The sequence below is a fragment of the Rothia sp. 11273D007AR genome (assembly GCF_053547255.1).
In genome coordinates, this window is record NZ_JBPPWJ010000004.1 from 41,215 (window position 1) to 56,939 (window position 15,725).

12 protein-coding genes are annotated in these 15,725 nt (G+C 62.2%); all 12 read right to left on the reverse strand.

The window, feature by feature from the left end; genetic code table 11:
* Positions 1–136: 136 nt before the first annotated feature.
* The 12 genes from eno to ACED88_RS03165 all read right to left on the reverse strand — a co-directional run bounded on the left by eno (position 137) and on the right by ACED88_RS03165 (position 15,724).
* Positions 137–1,417 (reverse strand): phosphopyruvate hydratase, encoded by a 1,281-nt coding sequence (gene eno / locus ACED88_RS03110; RefSeq protein ID WP_135013140.1) that lies wholly within the window; start codon positions 1,415–1,417, stop codon positions 137–139.
* A gap of 383 nt (positions 1,418–1,800) precedes the next feature.
* Entirely contained in the window at positions 1,801–2,508 is a 708-nt protein-coding gene (locus tag ACED88_RS03115; protein ID WP_449108666.1) for a MazG nucleotide pyrophosphohydrolase domain-containing protein, read from the reverse strand.
* On the reverse strand, positions 2,505–3,749 hold the full coding sequence (locus ACED88_RS03120; protein ID WP_449108667.1) for an adenosine deaminase: 1,245 nt from the start codon (positions 3,747–3,749) through the stop codon (positions 2,505–2,507). The genes ACED88_RS03115 and ACED88_RS03120 overlap by 4 nt, the downstream gene beginning before the upstream one ends.
* An 86-nt stretch (positions 3,750–3,835) precedes the next feature.
* The gene (locus ACED88_RS03125) at positions 3,836–5,524 is read right to left on the reverse strand and encodes a hypothetical protein (protein WP_449108668.1); all 1,689 of its coding nucleotides are present in this window, start codon (positions 5,522–5,524) and stop codon (positions 3,836–3,838) included.
* A 35-nt stretch (positions 5,525–5,559) separates the two neighbouring features.
* The gene (locus tag ACED88_RS03130) at positions 5,560–6,858 is read right to left on the reverse strand and encodes a thymidine phosphorylase (RefSeq protein ID WP_449108669.1); all 1,299 of its coding nucleotides are present in this window, start codon (positions 6,856–6,858) and stop codon (positions 5,560–5,562) included.
* Between the two features lie 139 nt (positions 6,859–6,997).
* Positions 6,998–7,399, reverse strand: a complete 402-nt coding sequence (locus tag ACED88_RS03135) for a cytidine deaminase (protein WP_449108075.1) — start codon at positions 7,397–7,399, stop codon at positions 6,998–7,000.
* A 436-nt stretch (positions 7,400–7,835) separates the two neighbouring features.
* The gene (locus ACED88_RS03140) at positions 7,836–9,128 is read right to left on the reverse strand and encodes an ABC transporter permease (RefSeq protein WP_449108670.1); all 1,293 of its coding nucleotides are present in this window, start codon (positions 9,126–9,128) and stop codon (positions 7,836–7,838) included.
* Positions 9,129–9,130: 2 nt separating this feature from the next.
* The gene (locus tag ACED88_RS03145) at positions 9,131–10,429 is read right to left on the reverse strand and encodes an ABC transporter permease (protein ID WP_449108671.1); all 1,299 of its coding nucleotides are present in this window, start codon (positions 10,427–10,429) and stop codon (positions 9,131–9,133) included.
* A complete protein-coding gene (locus tag ACED88_RS03150; protein ID WP_449108672.1) occupies positions 10,416–12,032 on the reverse strand; it encodes an ABC transporter ATP-binding protein in 1,617 nt (538 codons plus the stop codon). Before ACED88_RS03150 ends, ACED88_RS03145 begins: the two co-directional genes overlap by 14 nt.
* A 206-nt stretch (positions 12,033–12,238) precedes the next feature.
* On the reverse strand, positions 12,239–13,336 hold the full coding sequence (locus ACED88_RS03155; protein ID WP_449108673.1) for a BMP family lipoprotein: 1,098 nt from the start codon (positions 13,334–13,336) through the stop codon (positions 12,239–12,241).
* Positions 13,337–13,641: 305 nt separating this feature from the next.
* On the reverse strand, positions 13,642–14,865 hold the full coding sequence (locus tag ACED88_RS03160) for an amidohydrolase (protein ID WP_449108674.1): 1,224 nt from the start codon (positions 14,863–14,865) through the stop codon (positions 13,642–13,644).
* A gap of 73 nt (positions 14,866–14,938) precedes the next feature.
* Complete coding sequence (locus ACED88_RS03165) at positions 14,939–15,724, reverse strand: succinate dehydrogenase iron-sulfur subunit (RefSeq protein WP_135011168.1); 786 nt, start codon at positions 15,722–15,724, stop codon at positions 14,939–14,941.
* Position 15,725 lies beyond the last annotated feature (1 nt).

The following is a 15,725-nucleotide window of genomic DNA, read 5'->3' on the forward strand; positions in this document are numbered from 1 at the left end:
AATCTGCTGGGCTCCATCCAGTGTGAGCCTGCGAAACCCCTTATGAATAAGCCTCTTAAATACGCAAAGCCCCGGCCAGGGGCAACCTGGCCGGGGCACGGGCGTCCTTACTCTCTTACCTTAGAGAGTGGGCAGACTACTTTGCGAAGCGGGGGAAAGCACCCTTGCCTGCGTAAACAGCCTGATCGCCGAGCTCTTCCTCGATGCGCAGCAGCTGGTTGTACTTAGCAACGCGCTCGGAGCGGGCGGGAGCACCGGTCTTGATCTGGCCAGCGTTGGTAGCAACAGCCAGGTCAGCGATGGTGACGTCCTCGGTCTCACCTGAACGGTGTGAAACCATGCAACGGTACTCGTTGCGCTGAGCCATGCTCATAGCGTCGAAAGTCTCGGTCAGTGAACCAATCTGGTTTACCTTCACGAGCAGGGCGTTAGCAGCGCCACCCTCGATGCCCTGAGCCAGACGCTCGGGATTGGTTACGAAGAGGTCGTCGCCAACGATCTGAACCTTGTCGCCGATTTCGGCGGTGAGGGTCTTGTAGCCGTCCCAGTCGTTCTCGTCCAGGGGGTCCTCGATGGAAACGAGGGGGTACTTAGCAACCAGGTCAGCGTAGTAGGCAGACATTTCAGCTGCGGACTTCTTCTGGCCTTCGAAGTCGTAGGCACCGTCGTTGTAGAACTCAGAAGAAGCAACGTCGAGAGCCAGGGCGATTTCTTCACCGGGCTTGTAGCCGGCCTTCTCGATAGCCTCGATGATCAGGTCAAGAGCTGCAGCGTTGGAGTCGAGGTTAGGAGCGAAGCCACCCTCGTCGCCCAGACCGGTGGACAGGCCACGGTCGTGCAGAACGCTCTTGAGAGCGTGGTACACCTCAACGCCAGCCTGCAGGGCAGCGGAGAAGGTGTCGAAGCCGATGGGGGCGATCATGAATTCCTGGATGTCAACGTTGGAGTCAGCGTGTGAGCCGCCGTTGAGGATGTTCATCATGGGAACGGGCAGGACGTGAGCGTTGGGGCCGCCCAGGTACTTGTAGAGGGGCAGGTCTGAAGACTCAGCTGCTGCCTTAGCTACGGCCATGGAAACGCCGAGGATAGCGTTTGCGCCGAGCTTGCCCTTGTTGTTGGTGCCGTCCAGGGCGATCATGGCTGCGTCAACAGCGCGCTGGTCGGTTGCGTCGATGCCGATAACCTCTTCAGCGATTTCTTCAATCACTGCAGAGACAGCGCCGAGAACGCCCTTGCCCAGGTAAACAGCCTTGTCGCCGTCGCGGCGCTCTACGGCTTCCCACTCACCGGTGGATGCGCCTGAGGGAACTGCTGCACGGCCAAAAGCGCCGTCTTCGAGCAGAACCTCAACCTCAACGGTGGGGTTGCCGCGTGAGTCAAGAATCTGACGAGCGTGAACTGCGGTAATCAAAGCCATGAAAATGCTCCTTGAAGGATGAGAAATGAAAATGGCTATATAGCGCTACAGCCGGTTGCTGATCGGGCCGTGGAGCCCGTGCGCGTTTATGCCCCCAGTCTACCAAAAAACCCACATAAGCACACAGGAATTCAACATTTCCAACGGTTTTCTTCAGCACTTCTGAGGTTTTGTGGGATTCTGACCAACGGGTCACAACTACCTTATGGCGGTGCTGGTGGGGTGGCGGTGCTCTTCTGCCCGCCGACCCTCTCATTCCTCGCCTGGCGGCTCGTCATGATTCACGCCCCGCCTAACGGCGGATTCCACTCGCTCTTATGTGCTGACGCACCCGCTCGCTACATCCAGCCAGCGGGCTGCCAGAGCACCGCCACCCCACCGTGTCAGTCGCGTATTAGCCCTTGCACATAGGTCCGCAGGGCCCGTTCCGCATCGAGTCCGGCGGCGCGGGCGGAGGCTGCCAGCTCGTAGAGGTAGGCGCCCAGCTCCTGCTCGTTGGCGAAGGCTGGGAGCTGCCCACCGGCGTCCGCGCCTGTAAGGTCAGCCCCGGCAGTCTCGGCTCTCTCCGCGACCTTGGCAGCGAGGGCGAGCGCGGGCAGGGCCGGTGGGATCCCGTCGAAGGGGCCGGTACGTTCGGGTTTTTCGGCTTTTTTGAGCTGGTCCCAGGTGTCGTAGATGTCGGCGGCGCTGAGCTTTTCGCGGCCCTGGTCGGTAGCCGCGAAGACGTGGGGGTTGCGGCGCACCAGTTTGGCGGCGAGCCCGTCGATGACGTCCTGCATGGTGAAGCCGCCCTGCGCGGCGGGGGTTTCGGCGGCCATGGTGGCGTGGAAGATGACGTTGAGCAGCACATCCCCGAGTTCTTCGCGCAGCAGGGGCAGGTTGACTCCGCCGGGGGCTTCAACGGCTTCGGCTACCTCGTAGGTTTCTTCGATGAGGTAGTGCATGATGGACGCGTGGGTTTGGGCGGACGTCCAGGCGCAGCCGTCGGGGCTGCGGAGGGTCTGCATGAGCTCCATCAGGTGCTCGAAGCTGCCCCCGAGGTCACCGGGTTCTGGTAAGGGTGCGGGGTGCTCTTGTCTGGGCCGGGTCATGCGCCGCGCTGCTCTTCCTGGCCGGTACCTGCCTGGCCGGCGTCTGCCTGGCCGGGCTCTTCGAGGGCCAGCTGCCCGTAGGCGCTCTGGATACTGGTGAGTAGGGCCTGTTTTTCGTCGAAGGAGCAGAAGGCTCCGTTGATGGCGTTGTAGGTGACTTCGAAGAATTCGGGCAGGCCAAAGCTCTGGTGGGTGGCGAGTTCGGCGAATTCCCGGGTCATGCTGGTGGCGCTCATCAGGCGGTTATCGGGGTTGATGGTGACCGCGAACCCGGCCTGCAGGAGCAGGGCTGCCGGGTGCTCTTCGTGGCTGAGGGCCGGTTCGAAGGCCTTCTTCTGCCCCACGTTGCTGGCTTTTTCGGCGGCGTCGGTCTGTAGGTTGGAGCAGGGGCAGGTTTCAAGCACGATACGGCGGTTTTTGACGGCTTCGGCGACCTCGCCCAGCTGCAGGACGGTCTGATTTGGGTCTGCCCCGGGCATGAGGGAGCCGTCGGGGTCGATCTCTGCCAGGGTGCGGGCTGTAATGTCTTCGGTGATGCGGACGCCGTGGCCCAGTCGCAGGGCCCGGCCGGTGACCAGGGCTTCGCGGATAGAGGCCAGACCAAAGGCTTCACCGGCGTGGAGGGTGACGGGTAGGAAGTGCTCGGCGGCAAGGTTCAAGGCTTCTGCATGGGATGAGGTAGGGTGACCGTCCTCAGGCCCGGCCAGGTCGAAGCCCACCACGCCCAGGGCCCGGTAGGTCAGGGCGGTTTTGACGACCTCCAGGGAGTTGTTCTGGTGGCGCATGGCGCACAGGATCTGGTTGACCAGTATGCGTCCGCCTGCCTGAGCTACCTGTTCCATGCCGTCCATGAGCCCGTCGGCTACCGCTTCAACAGCCTGGGCCATGGTGAGCCCGCCGCGCTGGTGCAGCTCGGGAGCCCATCGCACCTCACCGTAGATGACGCCGTCGGCGGCCAGGGTCAGCACGTGCTCGCGGGCGACTCGTCGCAGGTTTTCTTCGGTCTGCATGACGGCCACCGTGTGCTCAAAGGTTTCGAGGTAGCGGGCCAGGGAGCGGGAGTCCGCTGCCTGCTTGAACCACTCCCCCAGTTCCTGCGGGTCGGTTGTGGGCAGGGTGTGCCCTACCCGGTCGGCTAGCTCGATGAGGGTCTCGGGAAGCAGTCCACCGTCGAGGTGGTCGTGCAGGCAGACTTTGGGGAGTTTCTGGAGCCAGGTCAGGGTGGGCGCGGGTGCAGTCATGTGGAGAAGGTTCTTTCAGTAGTGGCCCGCCCCGAAAAGGCCGGGGCTCTTTCGGGGCGGGTGCATCAGGTGAGGGGTGAGTGGGCCTAGAAGGTCCAGGAGGCTAGGGCCTCGCTCATGTGGGCCGGGATGTTCTCGCCGGTGCGGGGGAACATGCGCAGCTCTTCAACGTACTGCTGGGCGGGCAGGTGCTCGGGGTAGCGCACGAAGGCTTCTTCATCGGCATAGTCGAAGGAGGCCTCGACCGGGGTGCCGGGGGTGAAGCGGATGTTGATGGCCAGGGGTGAGCCGTGGCCTTCCTTGTAGGAGTCGGCCTTGAGCTGCAGAATCGCCAGGGTCTCTTCGGGAATCAGATCGAAGGTGCGTACCTGTTCCCAGAAGCCGTTGCGGCGCACGTGGGTCAGGGCGTCGTAGTAGGAGCCCAGGGTACGCACGCGGATGAGCACGGTGGACACATCGCGGGCGGTGCCGTCTGCCCCGAACAGGGCCTCGTAGGCGGGGGCAAAGCGGGAGACAACCTCGGCTTCGGTGAGCACCAGGTTGCCGCTGGCCTTCTCGGTGGCAGAGGGCTTGGGCTGGCTGTGCTCGGCGTAGGAGGGGGCGATATCGACGCTGGTGCCGGTCATGGGGGCGTCCAGGGTCGGGGCGGACGCGGGCAGGCTGCGGGCCTGGGCCGGGGCAGCGGACGCCTGGGGCTGGTCGTCGGCTTCGAATTCGCTGTCGTCCAGGTGGGTGGGCAGCTGGTGGGCGTCGTTCTCGTCGGATGCGGCAGTTTCTTCTGCCGGGGCGGTGTCTTCGGCGGGCGCTGCTTCTTCTGCCGGAGTTGCAGAGCGGACGCTCGCAGTCGCCGGGTAGTTCTCAGCGGCAGCGGCGGTCACGGCCCCCTGCTGGTAAGCGGCATCTACTTCGGGAGCCTCCTCAGCGGCAGCTTCTTCCGCAGCAGCTTCTTCATCGTTACCTGCTTCTGCCGCGGGAGCCTCTTCCTGCGCAGGCTCTACAGCCGCTTCTTCAGCCCTGTCTGAGGCTTCCTCAGCGGGGCTTTCTGCCGTCTCTGCTTCGCTCTGGTCAGTATTCTCCTGTGCTGCTTTCTCTTGCGCTGCCTTCTCCTGGGCCAGACGGGCCGAGATACGGCTCATGCGATCCTCAGCCTGGGCTGCGGTTTCCCCCTGCCCTGCGGCAACCGGGGCGGGGGCGACGTCCTTACCCTGCTCAGCCTCAGCAACCTGCTGGGCCTCACCGGCCTGCTCAGCCTCGCCAGCATGCTGAGCCTGGGCAGCGCCCATATCCAGGGCATAGTTGAGGTTGTGGGTCTTGCTGGTGGCGGTGTTCATGAAAGAAGCATGCACAGCCGCATCGCTACCAATGGCGGGGTTGACCACAATCAGGGCGCGGTTCCAGGCACCGCGCTCGCTCTTCTCTTCCTCAACGTAGAGGTCAGCCACAGCCTGGAACCACTCGCTACCGGGAGTGACCAGACCAGACTCAACTTCCTGGCCACGCTGGTAGAGGGTGTACTTCATGTCGTTGGCGTTCTGGGTCAGGTTCAGGGTCACCTGGCCCTCTGCCTTGGCACGCATGAGCTTCACGACGGCCTTGAGGCCCTCACCTGCACCCAGCCCGGTGGGGGCAAACTGGCCACTGGCAGGAGCGGCTGTTTCAGCAGTCTGAGTGGCAGCGGTCTGCTCGGCATCCAGGCTGGTTGCCAGGACGTCCCGCTGAGTGGAGCTCTCTACAGGGGCAGGTTCCTGAGTTTTTTTGCGGCTAAATAGGCCCACGGTTCTTCTCTTTTCTTGCAGGGGCGAAGGTAGGTTTACGCGTTGATTCTATCCAGGATCAGGTCGGTGGGGGTGTAATCGCCTCCGATAGTCCAGGCGTCCTTGAGGGATTCCAGGGCTCGTTCAAAGCGTTCGGGGGTGTCGGTCATCAGAGTCATCAGGGGCTGGCCTGCGGTGACGGTGTCGCCGGGCTTGGCGTGCAGGTTGATACCCGCTGCCAGCTGCACGGCGTCTTCCTTGCGGGCTCGGCCTGCGCCCAGGCGCCAGGACGCCACACCCACAGCCAGGGCGTCCAGGCGGGTTAGGGTGCCGCTTGCGTCAGCGTAGACGGTGTGGGTTTCGCGAGCCTGGGGCAGGGCTGCATCGGGATCGCCGCCCTGGGAGGAAATCATTTCGCGCCACTTGTCCATGGCGCGGCCGTCCGCAAGAGCCTCGGCGGGGTCGGCGTCGATGCCGGAGTTTTTGAGCATGACGCGGGCCAGCTCAACGGTCAGTTCGACAATATCTGCGGGCCCACCGCCGGCGAGCACCTCAACGGATTCTGCCACCTCGTTAGCGTTGCCAACGGTCAGGCCCAGGGGGGTGTCCATGTTGGTGAGCAGGGCACTGGTTTTAACGCCGGCACCCTGGCCCAGCTCAACCATGACCTCTGCCAGCTCGCGGGCGCGGGCAGCGTCCTTCATAAAGGCACCGGAACCGACCTTAACATCCAGCACCAGAGAATCGGTGCCCTCGGCAATTTTCTTGCTCATGATGGACGATGCAATGAGCGGAATAGCCTCAACAGTGGAGGTGGTGTCGCGCAGAGCATAAAGCTTCTTGTCGGCGGGGGCCAGGCCGGTGCCTGCGGCTGAGATAACAGCGCCGACGGTACCGAGAATGTCCAGGGTCTTTTCGTTGGAAATGTTGGCCTGCCAGCCGGGGATAGCTTCGAGCTTATCGAGGGTGCCGCCGGTATGGCCCAGGCCGCGGCCTGAGAGCTGGGGTACGGCCACGTTATAGACGGCGACCAGCGGGGCCAGGGGCAGGGTGATTTTGTCACCAACGCCGCCGGTGGAGTGCTTATCTGCGGTGGCGAGTTTTTTGCCGGGACCGATGATGGATGAGAAGTCCATGCGCTCACCGGAACGGATCATGGCGTCAGTCCAGCGGGCAATCTCTTCGCGGTTCATGCCGTTGAGGAAGATGGCCATGGCCAGGGCGCTCATCTGCTCGTCGGCTACAACGCCGCGGGTGTAGGCGTCGATGACCCAGTCAATTTGGTCGTTGGTGAGGGTTCCCTGGTCGCGTTTAGTGCGGATAATGTCTACGGCGTCGAAAGCTTCGGTGCTCAAGCGCTCACCTTCCCGGCAGGGTGCAGCTTCGCTCCCCTGCCCTGTTGTGTCGTGTTGTTCGGGCGTCTCTTCCAGTATGCCAGTTTGCGCCGGGGCTTGGCCTGAGCAAAGCGGTCAGTGAACGGGAAAGATAGGGACGTTAGGGGGCAGCTAGGCGGTCGGGGCCGAAGGCGTCGGGTAGCATCTGCTCGATGGTGAGCACTCCGCTGGTGGAGCGCAGGAGCATGCCGGGGGCGCTGTGTTCGTAGAGCAGCTGGCGGCAGCGGCCGCAGGGCATCAGGGCGTTGCCGTCCTTATCGACACAGGCGAAAGCTGCGAGTTTGCCGCCGCCGGTGCGGAAGAGCTCGGAAATGAGGGAGCATTCGGCGCAGAGGGTGATCCCGTAGGAGGCGTTTTCGATGTTCGCGCCGGTAATCAGGCGCCCGTCGGTGGTTAGGGCTGCGGCCCCCACCGCGAAGTTGGAATAAGGCGAGTAGGAGTTCGCCAGGGCTGCGGTGGCGGCAGCGGTGAGCTGGTCCCAGTCAATGGTGTGTGGAGTCATTGTTATCTTCCTTTGTTTTTCTACAGGTACGGGGAGGTGGAGGCGGACGCCCCTTTGCCGACTAACCTTCTCGCAGGCTCGCAGAGCTCGCACGCGATTCATGTAGCCTCGCAGGCTCGGCTAATTCGCAGGGATTTCTGTTTCGCTTCGCGGAAACCCCTACTCATCCCAGCCAGTCGGCTGCCGGGGCGTCCGCCTCCACCCTAGCCCAGCCTCAAGAACATTAAGACGGCAATGGCCGCTACCCTACATGAAGGTAGCGGCCACCTGGCTTAGGGGAGAAGGAGCTCAAGCGCCGGTAGGGTATGCCGCCTGCCGGCGCGTGGATCGGGCCTGGCGATGAATTTCGACGAGCGCCCCGCGCGAGGAGAAAGAATGGTTGCGCGGCGGCGGCATACCCGGATGGCGCTACTTATCTCCCTGCATCCGTCCGGACCTATTCCTTGACGTAGGGGGTACCGACGGCAGCCGGGCCGCGGGAGCGCCCGACCAGACCGGCTACCGCGAAGATGGTGACCAGGTAGGGCAGCATGGCGAGCAGTTCGGTGGGCACGCTGGTGCCCAGGATGGAGAGGACGAACTGCAGGTTGAGGGAGAAGCCGAAGAGGAGGGCGGCGGAGAGGGCTCCGATGGGGGTCCAGCGGCCGAAGATGAGGGCGGCGAGGGCGATGTAGCCCTGGCCTGCGGTCATGTCGGAGTTGAAGGAGGATACGGAGACCAGGGTGAAGAAGGCGCCGCCCATACCGGCTACGGCACCGGCCAGCAGCACGTTGGTGGCGCGCAGGCGGTTGACGTTGACGCCCAGGGTGTCGGCGGCCTTGGGGTGTTCGCCGACGGCGCGGGTGCGTAGGCCCCAGCGGGTCTTGTTGAGGGCGAACCAGATGACGGCTACCACGATGTACATGAGGTAGACCAGTACGTTCTGGTTGAAGAGGACGGGGCCCAGAACAGGGATTTCGGAGAGGCCGGGGATGGCGAAGGCTGGCAGCTTGGGTGCGGAGTTGAGGGTGGACGCGTTGGGTTCGAGGACGCGACTGAAGAGGAAGCCGGTGAGACCTGAGACCAGGACGTTGACCACGACACCCACGATGACCTGGTCGACCAGGTACTTAATGGAGAAGAGGGCCAGCAGGGCTGAGACCAGCATGCCGCCGATCATGGCTGCGAGAAGGCCTGCCCAGGCGTTCTTCGTGATGGAACCTACCAGGACAGCTGAGAAGGCGCCCAGCAGGAGCTGGCCTTCGATGGCGATGTTGACGATGCCGGAGCGCTCGCAGAGCAGGCCGCCCATGGAGCCGAAGATCATGGGGATGGAGAGCAGCACGGCGCCGTTGAGCAGGGAGACCAGGGAGAGTTCTGGCTTGGCGGTAGAGCCAATGGCCCAGATGAGTAGGCCGGAGGCAAAGGAGAACCAGAAGAGGGGGGCTACCCAGCGGCCCAGGGTCTTGCCGGCGTTGGTGGTCACCAGCGCGTAGCCTGCGAGGGCCAGCATGACGATGGAGGCTACCCAGCCGTAGACCTGGGGGTTGATATTCAGGGGTTCAGCGGAGAACCAGCTGACGCCGTCGCTGATGCCCATGCTGATGGTGCTCTTGGGGGCGCGCAGGGCGATGAGCAGGGTGCCGATGATGGCGAGTACCCCGTAGATGATGGGGTTCTTCCAGTTTTTGACGACCAGCTTTTCTTCTGAAGTGCTGGCGGTGGTTTCGGGAGTTGCGGTGACGCTCATGGTTATGCCTCCACGGCCTTCTTCTTAGCTGACTTCTTTTTCTTGGGCTTGCCGGTGGGGTCGGGCAGGCGGAACATGGCACGGACCAGCGGGGGTGCGGCGATGAAGAGGACGATGAGGGCCTGGAGCACGAGGACGATGTCGATGGAGGTACCGGTGGCAACCTGCATGGAGACGCCGCCTGCGCGGAAGGCGCCGAAGAGGAGGGCGGCGAAGAAGGTACCCCAGGGGGTGGAGCGTCCGAGCAGGGCTACGGTGATGGCATCGAAGCCTAGGGTACCTGCGATGCCGGTGGTGAGCACCTTTTCGGTGCCTGCGACCTGAGCGGTGCCGCCGAGGCCTGCGAGGGCGCCGGAGATCGCCATGACGATGATGTAGCCAGAGGCAACCGAGATACCTGCGGTGCGGGCGGCGTTGGGGTTAGCGCCGACTGCGCGCAGGCGGAAACCGATGGTGGACCGGTTCAGGAGCCAGCTGATGAAGAGGACGGCCAGGATGGCGAGGATGAAGCCCAGGTGGAGGCGGAAGGAGGGGCCTAGGATCTGGGGGAAGACTGAGCTTTCGGGTAGCTTTTCGGAGATGGGGTTGGAGCTACCTTCGCGCTGGAGCAGGGGGGTCTTGAGCAGGTAGACCAGCAGGTTAGCCGCGATGTAGTTCATCATGATAGACAGGATGACTTCGTGGGCACCGGTCTTAGCCTTGAGGACGCCGATGATACCGCCCCAGATTGCACCGCCTAGGATGCCGCCGAGGACAACCAGGGGGAGGGTGATGATGGCGGGAAGCCCGGCGTTGAGAGCAACCCAGCCGGAGACGATAGCGCCAAGGATAATCTGGCCCTGGGCACCGATGTTGAAGAGACCTGCTCGGAAGGAGAGGGCTACGGCCAGGCCCGCAAAGATGAGCGGGGTGGCTACGGTCAGGGTTTCGGTGATGGGGCGAATCTGCTGCACAAAGCTCTTACCGTTGGGGTTGTAGATAGCGCCTTGCAGCAGGGCCAGGTAGGACTCGTAGGCAGCAGTCCAGCCTGCGCTGATGGTGTCCATGGGGCGGGCGAAGAAGTAGGAGGCCGCTTTCTGGGTGGCGGGGTCGGTTGCTGCAATCAGCAGGCCACCGACGATGAAGGCTGCCAGGGCTGCGCCGATGGAGAGGCCGACGTTGCCGCCTGCGATGCGGGCGAAGGTTGAGGGCTTCTCGGTTGCCACCAGCTGGGAGGGGACGTCCTGGGGCGGGGTTTTAACTGCCGTATCGGCAGCGAGGGCAGGGTCTACCTGCGGGGTTGCGGGCTTATGCTCGCTCATTCTCTTCTCCTTCTGCCCAGGGGGTCTCGGGGGTGGTGGCCATGTGCTTGGCGTGGGAAGCGCTGGGGGCTTCTTCTTCGTGTTCTGCGGCTGCTGCGAGGGCTTCTTCGTAGGTGGCTCCTGCCATCATCTGACCGAGCACGGAGCGGGGTGTGCTGGGCGGGACGATGCCCATGAGTTCGCCGTGGAAGAAGACGGCGATGCGGTCGGCTAGACCGTAAACCTCGTCGAGTTCGGTGGAGACGATGATGACGGGCACGCCCTTGTCGCGTTCTTCAACGATGCGCTTGTGGATGAACTCGATGGAGCCGACGTCGACGCCGCGGGTGGGCTGGGATGCGACAAAGAGTTCTAGCGGGCGGGAGAGTTCGCGGGCTACGACGATTTTCTGCTGGTTACCGCCGGAAAGGGTGGAGGCGGTGTGCTCCTTGGAGCCCATGCGGATGTCGAACTCAGCACCTGCCCGGTCGGCGTTTTCAGAAATCTTGGCACGGTTGAGGGTGCCTGCCGATGAGAAATCTTTGGTGTCGAAAAGGTCGAGGATCAGGTTCTCTGAAATAGAGAAGGAGCCGACGAGGCCGTCCTTGCTACGGTCTTCGGGCACGAAGCCGACGCCGGTGCGCAGGACCTGCTTGGTGGTCATACCCAGCAGCTCGGTGCCGTTGAGCTTCATGGAGCCGGTGGCCTTGGGGTGCAGACCGATGATGGATTCTGCCAATTCGGTCTGGCCGTTGCCCTGCACACCGGCAACGGCGAGAATTTCGCCGCCGTGCACGGTGAAGGTGACGTCCTTGAGCAGGGGCACGCCGTTCTCTGCAACCAGGGTGAGGTTTTCGACGGCGAAGGTCTGATCGTTGGTCTGGGCCTCAGACTTATCGACGGTCAGCTGCACGGCCTTACCGACCATGAGGGAGGCCAGTTCGGTGGTCGACATGGAGGGGTCAGCGTGGCCCACGACCTTGCCGCGGCGGATGACGGTGATGTCGTCCGAAATTTCGCGGACTTCGCGGAGCTTGTGGGAAATGAAGAGCAGGGACTTGCCGTCCTTACGGAGCTGATCCATGATGCCCAACAGCTGGTCGGTTTCTGCCGGGGTGAGCACAGCGGTGGGCTCGTCAAGAATCAGAATCTCTGCGTCGCGCACCAGGGCCTTGATAATTTCAACGCGCTGCTGCACGCCAACGGGCAGGTCTTCAACGATGGCGTCGGGATCGACAGCAAAGCCGTAGCGGTCTGAAATCTCACGGATTTTACGGCGAGTGGTCTCAAGATCGAGGGTTCCACCCTTGAGGGATTCGGAGCCCAGGGCCACGTTCTCGGCAACGGTGAAGACGGGGACCAGCATAAAGTGCTGGTGCACCATGCCGATGCCTGCTGCCATGGCGCCTGAGGGACCTGAGAACTCAACCGGCTGATCGTCGATGAACAGCTGGCCTTCGGTGGGCTGATAGAGACCGAAGATGACGTTCATGAGGGTGGACTTACCCGCGCCGTTTTCACCCAGCAAGCAGTGTACTGTGCCGGGGCGGACCACAAGGTCGATGCTATCGTTCGCGGTAAAGTCACCGAAGCGTTTAGTGACCTTGCGCAGTTCGAGTTTCATGGGGTGGCTTTCTGTGTGAGAACCGGACGCACACTACGGCCTGGTGCAGGCTGCAGAGTGAAGGAGTGTTTGTGCCTAGTTTAGCGGTTTAGGCTCCTACCCTAAAGGCTGTCTGCAAGAGCAGGACCGCTGGCCAGACAAACGGCTCACACCTCTCTGGTTGAGGGTGTGAGCCGTTGTGAGTAGCCCGAGGCTAACCTGCCTGCTTAGGCGGTGGGGGTACCTGCGGTTTCGACCTTGATGGTACCTGAGATGATGTCTTCCTTGATCTTGTCGAGCTCAGCCTTGGTCTCGTCTGAGACTGCTGATTCGAAGTTGTGGAAGGGGGCCAGGCCAACGCCGTCATTCTCCAGGGTGCCGATGTAGGCGTCGGAGGTGAAGTTACCGTCCATGTCTGACTTGATGGTTTCGGTGATAGCGGCGTCCATCTTCTTCATGATGGAGGTCAGGATGATGTCCTGGAAGTCGGGGTTGGTTTCAACACCGTCAGCATCAACCCAGATGACAGAAGCGGGGTTCTCGGGGCTGGTGGCGTTGTATTCCTTGACAGCTTCGAGGGTGCCGGAACCTACGGGGCCAGCTACGGGCAGAATGATGTCTGCGCCCTGGTCCAGGAAGTTCTGGGTGTTGGTCTTGCCCTTGGTGGCGTCTTCGAAGTCACCGGTGAAGGTGCCTGACTGGGCCTCAGTGTTCCAGCCGAGTACCTCAACATTGGCGCCCTTCTGCTCGTTGTAGTAGGCAACGCCCTGAGCAAAGCCGTCCATGAAGATGGTAACGGTGGGGAATTCCATGCCGCCGTAGGTTGCGACCTTACCGGTCTTGGTCTGGGCAGCGGCCAGGTAGCCTGCCTGGAAGGCAGCCTGGGCGGTGTCGAAGACGATGGGGCGCACGTTGTCGAGCTCGATGGAGTTATCGTCAACGATGGTGAAGTGCATATCGGGGTTAGCTTCTGCTACTTCCTTGGTAGCATCTGCCAGACCAAAGCCAACGGTAACGGTCAGGTTGCAGCCTGACTGAACCATCTGGTCGAGGTTGGGGCCGTACTCGGTTTCGGTGGTGGATTCAGCTTCCTTGTGCTCGATGCCGTATTCAGAAACGGCATCCTGCAGACCCTTGTAGGAGTTCTGGTTGAAGGACTTGTCCTGGAAACCACCGAAGTCAGAAACGATGCAGCCCAGGTAGTCGCTGCTCTCGCCGGAGGCTGAGGATGATTCTTCGGGGGCAGCGCCACATGCTGACAGCAGCAGGGCTGAGATACCCAGGATGGAACCGGTGGATGCAACGTGCTTACGTGAGAAAGCCATGAAGGTCCTTTTCGTACGGCCCTGAAAGCGGGTGGCGCATAGTTTACGCCAACTATGTGTGAGTGGTGCTTTCAGAGAAAATTTTGCGTAACACAACACATCTTAGTGTGATTCAGCTTCCCATTCACCCCCGATTCACCTTAAAGAACGTGAACCGCGTAACAGGTTGCTGCTGTTTAATCACACCGAATAGGTATTTGAGCTAATCACAGAGGGCAGGAGGCCACCCCCGGAAGCGGGAGCTGGCGTCCTGCCCTCTCAAAAAATTTTCTGAAAAAAGTTACCAGCCGGTAACTTCCCGGAGGTTAGCTGCGAGACAGCTCCGAGCGGATAGCCCGCAGCGCGGTCGCGGCCATAACCTGCACTCCGTACTCAATCGCGCGTTCGTCCGGCGCGTAGTCCCCCCGGTGCAGATCGTAGGTCACCCCACCGGGCACGCGGGTGCCCAGACGAATCAGGGCGCCGGGAACCTCCTGAAGCATCCAGGCGAAGTCTTCCCCGCCCATGGACTGCTCCACCAGCACCACGGAGTCCTCCCCTAGCTCCGCGCGGGAGGCGGCCTCAATCATGGCCACCTCGTCCTCGGTATTGACGGACGGCGGCACCCCCCGGTAGTGCTCAAGCTCAACCTCTACGTTATAGGGGGCAGCAATCTGATCGACCACCTCATCGAGCATGGCACCGGCCTGCTTCCAGACGTCCGCATCCAGACAGCGCATGGTACCCGCCAAAAAAGCGGTGGACGGAATAGCGTTGGGAGCCACCCCCGCCTCAATCTGCCCCCAGGCAACCAGCACGCCGGAGCGGACGTCCGTCTTGCGCGAGAGCACAGCAGGCACGTTAATCGCGATTTGGGAGAGGGCGTAAATGACGTCCTCGGTCAGGTGCGGGCGGGAGGTGTGGCCGCCGCGGCCCTTAAGAGTGATTTTGATGGTATCGGAGGCGCTAGTAATGGCGCCGATGCGGGTGCCAATTTTGCCCACGTCGACCTTGGGTTCACAGTGTAGGGCGAAGGCCCTGGGTACACCCTCGAGGATGCCCTGGGCAATGACGTCCACGGCCCCGCCGGGCAGCTGCTCCTCAGCGGGCTGGAAAATAATGCGCACGGTGCCGCCCAGGGGAAGCTCCTGGTGAAGGCGGTGCAGGGCAATAGCAACCCCCAGCATGACGGTCTGGTGAATATCGTGACCGCAGGCGTGCATGACACCATCGACCTGCGAGGCGTAGGGCAGGTCGGTTTCCTCCTGGATCGGCAGGGCATCGATATCGGCGCGCAGGGCAGCGGCCATCGGGCCAGACCCCACGTCCACATAGCAGCCGGTACCCTTCAGGTGTTTGGGGGCCAGGCCCGCTTCGGTGAGGGTACGGAAAATACGCTCGGTCGTCTTGTTCTCAAGGTACGACAGCTCAGGGTTCTGATGCACCTCGCGGCGAAAAGCAATCAGTTCCGGCACCAGGGTACGCAGACGCTGGGCAAACAAGGGTGAGCTCAGATCCAAGGAGCTTGCAGCAAAAGAATAGGACGACATGTATATAGAGTAGCCCCTCGCACAAAAAAGTCGCGCTCCACAGGGGATGTGGAGCGCGACTTTCTACCGGCCTTTAGAGGGAACGGGCCAGGATAGCCTGCTTGACCTCGGCAATCGCCTTGGTAATTTCAATACCGCGGGGGCAAGCCTCGGTGCAGTTGAAGGTGGTGCGGCAGCGCCAGACGCCTTCCTTATCGTTGAGAATCTCAAGACGCATGTCACCGGCGTCATCGCGAGAGTCGAAGATGAAGCGGTGGGCGTTGACGATAGCTGCAGGACCGAAGTACTGGCCGTCGGTCCAGAAGACGGGGCAGGACGAGGTACACGCGGCGCAGAGGATGCATTTGGTGGTGTCGTCAAAGCGGGCGCGGTCTTCCTGGGACTGGTAGCGCTCGCGCTCCGGCTCGTGGGTGTCGTTGACCAGGAAGGGCATAATCTCACGGTAGGCCTGGAAGAAGGGTTCCATGTCTACGATGAGGTCCTTCTCGCAGGGCAGCCCCTTGATGGGCTCAACGGTGATGGGCTTGGACAGGTCAAGATCCTTGAGCAGGGTCTTGCAGGCCAGGCGGTTACGGCCGTTGATGCGCATGGCGTCGGAGCCACAGATACCGTGGGCACAGGAGCGGCGGAAGGACAGCGAGCCGTCAATCTCCCACTTGATCTTGTGCAGGGCATCGAGTACACGGTCGGTGCCGTACATGGTCAGCTTGAATTCGTCCCAGTGGGCTTCTGCTGACTCTTCGGGGTTGTAGCGGCGAACCTGCACAGTCACGTCGAAGGTGGGAATAGCGCCCGCTTCGCCTGACTCAGACTTCAGCTCAACCTTGGATTCGGGTTCACGTGCTTCAAAATCAGCCATT

Coding starts and splice junctions, on each gene's coding strand:
- ACED88_RS03150 (WP_449108672.1), bottom strand. CDS start 12,032: ATGAAACTCGAACTGCGCAAGGTCACTAAACGCTTCGGTGACTTTACC.
- ACED88_RS03165 (WP_135011168.1), bottom strand. CDS start 15,724: ATGGCTGATTTTGAAGCACGTGAACCCGAATCCAAGGTTGAGCTGAAG.
- ACED88_RS03145 (WP_449108671.1), bottom strand. CDS start 10,429: ATGAGCGAGCATAAGCCCGCAACCCCGCAGGTAGACCCTGCCCTCGCT.
- ACED88_RS03135 (WP_449108075.1), bottom strand. CDS start 7,399: ATGACTCCACACACCATTGACTGGGACCAGCTCACCGCTGCCGCCACC.
- ACED88_RS03140 (WP_449108670.1), bottom strand. CDS start 9,128: ATGAGCGTCACCGCAACTCCCGAAACCACCGCCAGCACTTCAGAAGAA.
- ACED88_RS03160 (WP_449108674.1), bottom strand. CDS start 14,865: ATGTCGTCCTATTCTTTTGCTGCAAGCTCCTTGGATCTGAGCTCACCC.
- ACED88_RS03155 (WP_449108673.1), bottom strand. CDS start 13,336: ATGGCTTTCTCACGTAAGCACGTTGCATCCACCGGTTCCATCCTGGGT.
- ACED88_RS03115 (WP_449108666.1), bottom strand. CDS start 2,508: ATGACCCGGCCCAGACAAGAGCACCCCGCACCCTTACCAGAACCCGGT.
- ACED88_RS03120 (WP_449108667.1), bottom strand. CDS start 3,749: ATGACTGCACCCGCGCCCACCCTGACCTGGCTCCAGAAACTCCCCAAA.
- eno (WP_135013140.1), bottom strand. CDS start 1,417: ATGGCTTTGATTACCGCAGTTCACGCTCGTCAGATTCTTGACTCACGC.